Genomic DNA, 11177 nt, shown 5'->3' on the forward strand with positions numbered 1-11177 from the left:
CAACACATTCAAGGGGAGCTTCGGCTCCCCTTCGTGTTCCTGCCTCCCGGTCATTCGACGATAAACCCGCCCGCACCATATCTATGTAACGCATCCCCGACGCCATGGACCGGATACTGAATCCACCTTCGTTGCCGTCTTCCTGAGTACCAGGAGCCCGGTGCGACGAAGCACTTTCAGCCGTCAGGAAAAATGGATTTTACCTATGTCGATTTCAACAGATGCCAGCGCATCCCGGAATGCCCTCGCCCAGCGCATGCGCGTGTCGGATATTGCCGCTGCTCCGCCCACCACAACCGGACTGCCCGACAGCCTGCAACAGAACCGACTCGCCTACCTGAGCAAACAGGACGAGCGCTTCGGCCCCCTGCGTATCGGCGAGCTCAGCATCAGTCGGATGCAGCTGCAGGCCATGGGCGCTACGCTCGAGGGGCAACCGCTCAGTGGGCGCTATATCCAGCAGGCAGATCAGTCGTTTATCGACGCGCTGCAACTGGACTCGACCCAGGTCGGGAAAATGACCCTGTCGCTCATGCAAAACCAGCCTGAAAGCATTCCCCACCTGCTGTTCGAGATCGCCGCACAACGTTCGATCAACGCCGGTGCCCTGCTCAAAGAGCCCGAGGGGAGCGACCCGCAGTCCGCCCTGCACAAACTCGGCAAGCTGCTCGACTCGGTCCAGCAACTGGACCTGCGCGCCCCGCCGCTAGCGGATCGGCAGCCGAGCTGGGTCGATAGCGCCAAAAGCCGGAGCATGACCAGTGCCGGTGTCGGCATGCAGGCCTATGGCCTTTACTGCGGTATCACGGGAACTTTCGAGGCGTTGAAGAAAGGTGATCGGGTAGAAGCGGCGGTCAATGTCGGCGGTATTGTCGCGGAAGTCGGCTCGGTGACCGTCGAGGTCGGTCTGGCCAAGACCGCGCAAACCATGATTCGTCATGGCGGGTTTGTCTTCAACGGCTTTTGCGCCACCAGCGTCGCCAAGGGACTGGCGCGCAGCGCGGGCCTCCTGGGTTCGGTGCTGACCCTGCCGTTCGATCTGTACAACGCGATCAAATCGTTCAACGACGCGGCCGCGGCCGAGGGCAAGCAAGCCCAGGATCATTACGTCAGCGCGGCATTGAGCCTGACCAGCGCCGGCCTGTCCCTGGCCCTCGGCGCCGGGGCATTGGCCGGTTTCGGCGCGGCCGGGCCGGTGGGCATCGTCGCCGGGATGGTGTTGATCCTCGGCGCGCGAATCTATGGCGCGGCACGCCAGATCGACGACATCGACGACTATATCGAACTGAGCCTGGGAGAACGCTGGCGCTCCGGCTGGCAAGCCTTCTGGGGCATGTCCCTGGACCAGGATATCCTCGATCGCTATCAGATCGCCGTAGCCACCAGCGCCCACGCCAACGCCCAGGAAAAAGCCGCCCGCGCGCTGCTTGACGGCGAACTGAAGGACAGCGTGCAAACCATCGTCAGCGGCCAGTTCCAGATCGAACTGACGGCGGTCAAACACTGGAAACATCAATGGGATGCCCGGCGGGCAGAGTCACCTTATCGTCTGGTCAACGAAACGACGCTACGCGAAGGAGACGACAGCGTGGACGCCCGCGACGGCCTGCCGTCGTCATTGCCTGGCAGCGTGGCAGGAACCGAAGGCGCCAGCAAAGGCATCCTCTGGCAACTCGGTGGGGGTAACGACAGCATTGTCGGTGTCCGCGACAAACCCAATTACTTCAGTTACGGCGACGGTCTCAAGACCCTGACCGGTGGTGACAAGGACGATCTGTTCCAGTTCAGCAGCGCCGGCGAGTGCCTCAGGACCACCCCTGTCCTGGCCCGCTACCATGCCCTGCGCGGTGGCGCCGGAACGGACACACTGACGTTGCTGGGAAAACCCGCCAGTCCTTCGCGCTACATCGGCTACAGCATCGATCTCAAGCATGGCCGGCTGGGCTTGCGCACCGCCAGGGCCGGCTCTCCCCCGGGCACCCACACGACCCTCGAGTCGATCGAAAATGCCGAGACCCTCGCCGGTGCCTCGAACCAGGTGCACGGCTCGGACCAGGCCAACCGGATCGTCGCCCATGGCAACGGCGACCTGATTGACGCGGGCGCGGGCGACGACACTATCCTGCTTCTGGGCAACAATGCCCAGGCAACCGGCGGTCCGGGTAAAGACCGCTACTTTATCGGTGCGAACAGCCACACCACGACGATTGACGAAGACGGCCAGGACCCCAGCCTGATCGAAGTCGGTTGGCACTTCGAACGCATCCAGCGTTGGTTCGTGCAAGGCACTTCACTGCTGGTTTCATCACTCGAAGGCGAGGATGGCGAGTTACCCGCAAAGACCATCACCATCAGCCATGTCTACAAGACGCTGGGCGAAGAGCGCTTGTTGCAGAACGACAAGCTGGAGTTCATCACCCTCGATGGCTACCGCCTGAAGCCGGACCTGCCGGCAAGCTTGAGTGGCGCGGCGGTCCACGAACTCAAGAGCGTGATTACCCGCGCGGGACAACTTCCAGCGGCGCCGGTCATGGTCAGCGGAACTCAAAGGCACATTGCCGTAGAGCAAAACCACGGCTTTTTTATTGCCCGCCACAGCTGCGCGCAGATCAGCAGTTGCGCCGCCACCTCGACCTGTACGCTCTATATCGACTATGACAGCACTGAAATAGACAGTGTCGAAGCCTGTTATACCGTCAGTTCCACGCGCCAGGGCGCTTTCGATTATCTGAGTTACCGTGATACCCGACTGAGCCTGTCGTTCAAGGACGGCAAACAGTTGATCGTCGAGGCACCGTACCGCAACCGTGCAGCCGTCGGCAGCAATGTCGGGGGCAGCCTGGTCGCCGCCGGGCTCTCACTCAACCGGCCGCTGCTCCTGGTGATGCGCGACGGCCGCTCGTATCGCTTGCAAACACCCCAGCACTCCTATTTCGACGATCATCGCGAACCCGGGCTGAAACGGCTCAAGAGTGCCGCCTTGCTGCGCCAGCGCCAGGGTGAGTACCTGTTCGTCAAGCCCAGGCGCACGCCGGCGACGGTATTGCAGGCGCACCCGCAACGTATCGATCTTCCGGCCGAACCCCAGGTGAGCTTCTATATCCTGGAAGGCCAGGCCTCCTCCTACAACCTGTACCCACGCGCCAATACCGCCATCAGCCTGATAACCCCGGGTGCCGTGGCGAAAACGAGCAATGCCTCGGTGTGGAACATCTACCCTGATTTTCTGGCCGAAGAGATCGGCCGTGAGCAGATCACCCTCGAGGGGAACATCCTCTGCATCGGCACGGTCACCGTCATGCTGCCCGAGGACGAGGGTGGTGGGCAGCCGCTGGAAAAGGTCCGGGTCTTCACCCGCGCCGGCAATCGCTACGACATTCAATACGAATTCGGCAAAGTGCTCCTGAGTGAAGTCAACGCCCAGGCCTACGCCGATCCCGAGGCGATCCTGAAGGATATCCGCCAGCACCGACAGCAGCACGAACTGACCGCCGACCTGCTCGGCATCAGGAATATCCGCCTGAAGGATGCGAGCCCCGGGAATATCCACTACGACATCGAAAGCGACGACTGGACGCTGGACAGCGACTGGTCGCGCAGCATCCGCTCGGATCAATTGCAGATTCTCGCGGCAACCCCGCACAAACCATCCGCGAACAGTCCCGGGCGTACCCGCGCGGTCGCAACCACAGCAGTACCCGATTGATTACAGATCCTGAACAGGATGTTTATTTCTTTAATTGGCAGGTATCCGCATGTCTCCGAAAATCCCGGTCAAACCCAAATCCCCCCCTATCAGGCGGTCCGAGCCCCAGTTACCAGGCCTTGCCGAAACCGCGACGCCATCCGGTAGCCGTATCTCCCCTCCCGCGGGTCTGCGGCCACGCCATCTGGAGAGCCCGCCACTGTCTCTCGGCCAGCCTCCCGCCAGCCAATCCCAAGCGCCAGCCAACACCCCGGCAGGCCAGAACGTACAAGTCACGAGCATTGCGGAGCAGGCCGGCGGCCTTGGCCCCGGTACGCTGGAAAACTACCGGGTCAGCACCCCCGAGTCGTTGCCGCCACCCAACCAGCAGGGCCTGAGAATCACCAAGAAGCGCCGTTATGTCGATCTCGAAGACGGTGGCACGGTCATGGTCGTGTATGACGCGCAACTCGATACCTATCGGGCCAAACGCATCGATGAACTGCTGCCGTCCGGTCCCGCGCTTTACCGGATAGGGCAAAGCTCTGTCTGGGGAGAGAGGACCGTCACATCAGCGGGGGACCAGCCCCCCGCGGCAACTCAGCCCCCGGTCAAACGACCGCGCCTGGCTGACGAGCCGACAGTCGAGGCCAGACCCGCTCAAGTATCGACCGCGCCCGGCCTCATCATTCCCAAGTTCAGCTTTTCCACTCAGAGCCTTTACATCCCGTTCAGAGGTCCCGACAACCAGGGCTATTATCAGTTGATGAAAAGGGGCGACTTACGTCCGGACGGCAGCATCACATTTCCAGCGGGCCTGATTTCCGAGAGCCCCGACTTGCCCTTCACCCTGTTCGCCTTCAGCAAAAATGACAAGTGGGTCCAGGTCACCCCACCAGAAGGCCGAATCGACTCATCCGGCCAGTCGATCCCCCCCGAGCGACTCCCGTCCTGGACCGACCGGGATATCTGGGAACACTATGGGCTTCAGGGTAACGACATCACGCGTTTTCGTTCCGAGGCCAGCGTGATCAGCCGCAAGCCCCAATGGGCCGAAACCACACAAGAGGGCAACCCCAGGGAACAATTGATACGGGAGTTGAAATGGGTCTATCCGGAAAAAACGCCCGAGGAGCGTGGCCAGCTACTGCGCAGCTATAACCTGCTACCCAGCATGCTGCCGCGCTTGAAACAGGCCGTCCAGGAAACCGGCAAGATTCCCCAGTGGGCCGAAGCGCATAAACGCCAGTCGATGGATGAAAGCAACCCACGACGCTTTGACCTGCTGGAAAACGAGGTGATGCCGCATATCCGCAATCTCAGGAACTTCAAACCCCACTCACTGGATCAGGACTTTGACGCTTACTACACCCCGCTGTTCTATGAGGCCTTTCTGCTCAAGCTCGGCTACCGGAAAAACATCCATGGTTGCCTGTACCGGACGGATATCCCCGCCCTGTTCAGAAGCGAAGATCGCACGCCTTTCGAGTTGGCCAGGGATGGCTGCATGCTCGCCAGGGAAAACCATCCGCGCGGCTCGACCACGAAAAAAGCCTTGAGTGCCACCTTCAGCCTGCGCGACGCCAAGGGCTACGGTGTGGGGGGTGGTCCCGGCATTGGCCAACTGCGCTATAACACTCAACTCAACAAATACCCCGGAAAGCGCCCCGCCGCCTACAACGCCAGCTCCGACAGTGACAGCGACGCCAGTTCCCAGGGGGCATCGTCGAATGCCAGCCAGTCCGCGGTGTCCCGAACCTCGGGGGCTGCCGGACGAAAGGATTCGGAGAGTGATTCAGCGTCCTTTTCAGACTCCAGCACAGCGGTTTCGCTGGACAGCGAACGCGGTTACGACACTGCCAGGCACCGCCAGGTCACCAGCTTCATCTACATGATCGATACGCGAAACGTTGAGGTCGTGCCGGGAGCGGAAAACTACTTCTTCAACTATGAGGCCGAGAATGTTCATTTTCCTTACGATGATATCGAAGGGCATATCTCGGTATCGCGCCGGGGAATCAGCGCCGATCGGATCTGGCTGGTCAACTCCAGCCTCACCCGTGCCGCCAAGGTCCAGGCGATACAAGATGCCGCCGGAGCGAGCGAGACCAGAATCGAGAACGCGACCTGGGACGGTGTCGATAACGGCCATGTCTATGATGACTTGATTGACCAGGTAGCCGAATCCGATGAAGTGGTCCTGAATTGGCCGGCCGATAGCAAGATTTTTTCCGACGATGTTATCTGGCCGGACTCGACTGACTGATTGCACACCTTGATTGAATGAATAGCTACCGCAGTTCCAGGTGACGCGACCGCTAGGCTGCCCATTCGAACAACGAATCGGGTTGCACACAATGACGTCGAATACCTCGGCTGACACCGGGTCCGCCACCCCCCCACTCCCCCGAGGACATCGGGGGATTCACTATGATTTCGTCAAAAACAGCTTTCCAGAGTGGCTGGTCCAGGCCGACCCCGCGACGTATCAGGTCCTGCGACGTCGAGCACTGGGCGAGCTGCCCAAGCTGAAGTTGGCGCCGGGCATTTTCACCCAACTGCACCAGAGCTACGCCAGCTGCCTGCACTACCGGCGCCAGGCCGAGGAGGTGCTGGGCAACATGAGCACGGTCGAGGCCTTTGCCAAACCGCGGCTGGAGCAAGCGCTCAAGAGGGAGTTCGGCGTGGCGCTGGATGCCAGCCGAACGTTCATTTTTCAGCCCACCCAGGGCACCCCTGGCAATATCCGCTCCTACGTTTCCACCCTGCTGCATGCCGCCCTGCACAACTACGAAGCCTCGCAAACCCTGGAAGGCCAGCTCGACGAGCCAGGCCGCGCAGCGGCGATTTACAGCGAGTACCCCGTCGACAAGCCGAACCCGTCGCGCCTGGCCCTCTCACCGGTCAAGTTCGCCGCCCTGTGCCGCGCGCTGGACCTGGGCAAGCAGTACCAGCAGCACCTCGATAACGTGTTCTTTCCCCCCGCCAGTGCCGGAGAAACGGCACTGGCGGCGCAGCAGCGTGTGCGCAGCCCTTTCACCGTCCACGACGCCTACGCGCTCGAGACCCAGGTGCATATCGCCTTCCTGCAAGCGCACCTGGACGAGACGGCCTATCGGTTGATGCTGGAGGTGGCCAAGGGCAAGGAAGTCCCGGTACCGGCCGGGCATCCACAGCGCTGTTTCACCTTGAGCCTGTTCAGGATCCAGCTCAACGGCATCCTGGTGGTGCGTACCGATGACCACGCCCACGGCTGGGTGGTCTACATTCCGGGCGACCTCTTCCATCCGGTCCGGCAATACCCGTCGCGCGCCGCCTTCGAAGACCACCTGAGAGAAAAGCTGCGACAGGTTGACTACCTGAAGTTCTTTCTGCGCTTCGTGCCCCAGGCTTCCCGCAACCGCTTTGTCGATACCCTGCTAGAGCGCCTTTCCCCCAAGAAATGGAACGGTTTCTACTACGAGCCGACCCCCGACCCCAAGGCCAACCTCGACCTGGCCGGCGAACTGATCGGCAGCTATCTGTTTCGCCAGCGCTATCGACAGAAGGTCGAGAGTTTCTTCGCCGATGCCCTGTTTATCGCGGTACCCACCGCGGAAAAGGACCGCCAGGCGCTCACGGCGCGCCTGGAACACTACTTCAACATGGCCCTGAATATCCTCAATGTCGCGGCGTTCATTGTTCCCGGGTTGGGCGAAGTGATGCTCGGCGTGGTCGCGGTGCAGTTGGGCAGCAGTATTTTCCACACCCTCGACAGCTTCGCCCTGGGCGAAAAAGAACAGGCCTGGACCTACCTGACCAGCGTCCTGCAAAACGTCGCGCTGATCGCCGCCCTCGGGGCCGCCGGAGCTTGCGCGGCGGCGGCGGAAAACGCCGCGATCGCTGGCGCCGGATTTGTCGATGGACTGCGTCCGGTGACGCTGCCCAATGGCGATATACGCCTGTTCAATCCCGACCTGAGCCCCTTCGCACAGCAGATCGTCCTGCCCCGGGCGCTGGAACCCGATGCGGCGGGCCTCTATCACCATCAGGGCCGCAGCTACCTACCGCTCGACGGCAAATACTATGAACTCAAGCCGGACCCGGCATCCCGGCACTATCGCGCCCGGCATCCGCAAAAAAACGATGCCTATAGCCCGACCTTCAGACACAACGACGCCGGCGCCTGGGTCCACGAATTCGAGCAACCGCTGGCCTGGGATGACCGGCGCGCGTTTGCCCGCCTGGGGCCCGATGCCGCGGCCCTGGACGAGACCGCGGCCCGACGGGTCATGCAGATCAGCGGCATCGACGGCGATGTCCTGCGCAGCCTGCACGTGGATAACCTGCCACCCCCGGCCTTGCTGCGCGACACCCTGATTCGCCTTAAACTCGACCAGGATATCGAGCAGCTGATCGCCCGCCTGCGCAGCGGCGATGACTTGGGTTATTCGCGCGCTGAACTGCACATGACCGTGCAACTGCTGACCAACCGGCCAGTGTGGCCGGACTCGAAAGTATTGCGCCTGCTCGACGAGCAAAAAGCCACGCTCACCGAGTACCCACCCGGGATCGACGCGCGGGTGTCGCGCATAGACGCCACCTGGGCCGACCTGGGCGCCAATGACCTGCTCAAGAGCGTGCTCGACAGGCTGGATGAACGCGAGATTGCCAGCCTGCTCGACGAAGAGTTCGGACAAGGCACCCTCAGCCTTGAGGCCCGCGCCCGCAGACTGCGACAAATACTCGCCAAGGAGGCCGTCAAGCGGCGGGACAGCCTGTTCACCTCGCACTATGAGTTTCGCACTCGGCCGGCCGCTCCGTCGGCGGCGGTGGCGGTGATCCAGCGGGATTTTTCTTCGCTGCCGCGCCTGGTGGCCAGGGAGCTGGTCAGCCAGGCCGACAGTGCCGAACTGCAACGGCTCGCCGCCGGATCGGTGCCGCTGCGCCTGGCCGAGGAAGCCCGCTACTACCTGCAGAACGTCCGTATCGCCCGCCTTTACGAGCAGGTCTACCTCGACTCGGTCGGCCAGGCCGAGGTTTACCGGGTCATCCTGCCCATGCTGGAGAAATTGCCGGGCTGGTCGAACAGCGTCCGCCTGGAAATCCGCGACGGTGCCTTCAACGGTCCGTTGCTCGACAGCGTCGGCCCCCAACAGGCGGCCTCGCGCAAGGTATTGATCAGGGAGGGCAACCGCTATGAGGCGCGTGACGCACAGGACCAGGAGTTGCATGGCCCCGACGACCTGTATGCGGCGCTGCTGCATGCCCTGCCAGACGCCGAACGGGCGGCGCTGGGCTTTCCCCACGTGGGCCAGGGCGCGGAATTGAAAAAGGCCTTGCTCGATCTGCCGCTGCTGTCCCGCGAAACCCTGCGCGAGCGGCTCGCCATGCCGCCCATCAAACCCGATCGGATACCGCCGATGCGCCTCGCCGGCGGACAGTTCGCCTATGGGATGAGCGGACGTGGCGCGGGTCGGGCGGTACGCTCATTCGAATTCAACCGCCTCGCCCAGGAGTTGTATCCGCGCCTGCGCCTCTCGGAGGTGGAAAGCCTGCATGGCTTGCGGGACATGAGCCTGGGTGCGGGGATAGAACGACTGCGGGCGCTGGAACTCGAATACGCCACCCTCGAAGACGAGCTGGACATCTGGGTCGGCGATCCGCAGGTGTCCGTCGACGCTCGTGGCAGACTGCGCCTGGCCTTGCAGATCAAGCGCTGCTGGCGTCATGAGACCGACCTGGCCAGCGATGCCGAAGGCCTGCCCATCGGTGGCCGCCAGTTGAGCTTGACGGGCTATGCGCTGGACAACCTGCCGACGCTCTCCGCGAACTTCAGCCATGTCAGCGAAATGCATCTGCGTGGGCTGGCGCTAATGGCCACGCCGGAGCTCGATCGTTTCCTGGAAGCCTTCCCGCACCTGCAACGACTGGATATGAGCCGCAATGTCCTGGCTCGCTTGCCTACCGCCCTGGAACGCTTGCCGCAGCTCAAGTACCTCGACCTCAAGGCCAACCAGATCGTCATCACGCCCGGCACCGCCGCGCCGTTGACCCACCTGACCCAGTTGGAAATCCTGTTCCTGGAAAACAATAGCACCCTGTCCATGTTGCCCGACCTGAGTCCACTAAGCCGTCTTTCCCACCTGTACCTGCGCAATACCGGGCTACGCCAATGGCCACGGGGCTACGACAAGCTGCCGGCGCTCAGGCGCCTGGACCTCAGCGACAACCGCATCAGCAGCATTCCCGAGGAGGTCTTCGGGCTCGACGAGCAACGCCAGCGCCTCAACCGGGCGATCAACCTGGAGGGCAACCCGATCCCTGACGCCCTGCGACGGCGTGTCGAGGCCTACCGGCTGGAGACCGACCTCGACCTGGGACTCGACGTGCTGGTGGAAAGCGACGATCCGTCGGATTGGAGCAGCGGCTCGCGCCCAACGTCAGGGGCCAGTTCCCGGCACAGTCGCTGGGGCACGCCCTCCCCCGTACCGCGCGACAGCAAGCCCTGGCTTGAAGGACTGGCCAGGGCGGAGCAGCAAACCAGGCGCGACCTGTGGCTGCGCTTGGCCAGCGATCATATCGAAGAGTCCGAGGCATTTTTCAAAGTACTGGAAGACCTCAAGTACTCCGCCGACTACCGCAGCGCCGTCCATCGTCCTGACTTGGTCGAGCGTGTCTGGCGCATGGTCAGGGGCGCCAGCGAGAATACCGAACTGCGCGAGGAATTGTTCAACAGGGCCAGCGCCCCCGAGCCGGATACCTGCGAAGACGGCATCACCGTGGTCTTCAGCGATATGGGCCTCGATGTCCTGTTGCATGAGGCCAAGGCCCTGCCCCTCGAAGCGCGTGAAGGCCCGCTGCTGAAACTGGCGCGCGGCAAATCCCGCCTGGAGCAGGTGAACCGGCAGGCGCGGCGGGTGATCGAGGCGCGCAAGGCCAGCGGGGCGAATCCCGATGAAGCGGAGGTCTACCTGGCTTTTCGCATCGGCCTGGCGGAAAGGCTCGAACTCCCCTGGCAAGCCAGAAAAATGAACTATGCCAATATTGCCGCCGTAAAGAGCGAAACACTGGAGGAGGCTTACCAGGCAATTCTGGAGCAGGAACGCCAGCCGGGCGAAGTCGCCAGGCGTCTGGTTAATCAGCCGCTCTGGAAGGACTATCTGGAAACGCGCTTTGGCGAGGAACCACTCAAGGCGCCACGGGAACAGCGCAATGCCATGCTCGGCGCGCTCGACGACTTGCTCAGTGCGCAACGTGAATGGTTTTCCGGCAAAACCCTGGACGAACCGCAGAAAACCGATTTGACGCAGCTGATAAGACAATCGGCGCGGACGCTGGGGCTGACAGAAAGCGAAGTCTTCGCCGGCGCCATGACGGACGGCACGTACCTGCAACTGTCGGTGAGCATCGCCAAGCCCTACACCGACAGCCTGGAACAGTTGACCGAAGAGCTGCTGCAGCCGAGCGACACAGTGTCCTCCAACTGACGAACACCCGGCCCCCACAAATC

General features: G+C 62.3%; 3 protein-coding genes. All 3 read left to right on the plus strand.

The genetic code is table 11. The features are described 5' to 3' along the window. The first annotated feature begins 205 nt into the window (after positions 1-205). The 3 genes from AC07VG_RS31100 (at position 206) to AC07VG_RS31110 (ending at position 11154) form a co-directional block, all read left to right on the plus strand. Positions 206-3706, plus strand: coding sequence for a calcium-binding protein (locus tag AC07VG_RS31100; RefSeq protein WP_495003822.1), 3501 nt, complete (start codon positions 206-208; stop codon positions 3704-3706). Between the two features lie 49 nt (positions 3707-3755). Next, positions 3756-5951: a hypothetical protein gene (locus AC07VG_RS31105; protein ID WP_495022416.1), complete on the plus strand. Its 2196-nt coding sequence runs from the start codon at positions 3756-3758 to the stop codon at positions 5949-5951. Between the two features lie 91 nt (positions 5952-6042). Next, complete coding sequence (locus AC07VG_RS31110) at positions 6043-11154, plus strand: dermonecrotic toxin domain-containing protein (protein ID WP_495022417.1); 5112 nt, start codon at positions 6043-6045, stop codon at positions 11152-11154. The last annotated feature ends 23 nt before the right edge of the window (positions 11155-11177 follow it).

Source organism: Pseudomonas sp. GW821-FHT03C07 (assembly GCF_059420925.1).

What these genes read in the sequence shown, in the direction of transcription:
- AC07VG_RS31100 (WP_495003822.1), top strand. Translation starts at nt 206, where the DNA reads ATGTCGATTTCAACAGATGCCAGCGCATCCCGGAATGCCCTCGCCCAG.
- AC07VG_RS31105 (WP_495022416.1), top strand. Translation starts at nt 3,756, where the DNA reads ATGTCTCCGAAAATCCCGGTCAAACCCAAATCCCCCCCTATCAGGCGG.
- AC07VG_RS31110 (WP_495022417.1), top strand. Translation starts at nt 6,043, where the DNA reads ATGACGTCGAATACCTCGGCTGACACCGGGTCCGCCACCCCCCCACTC.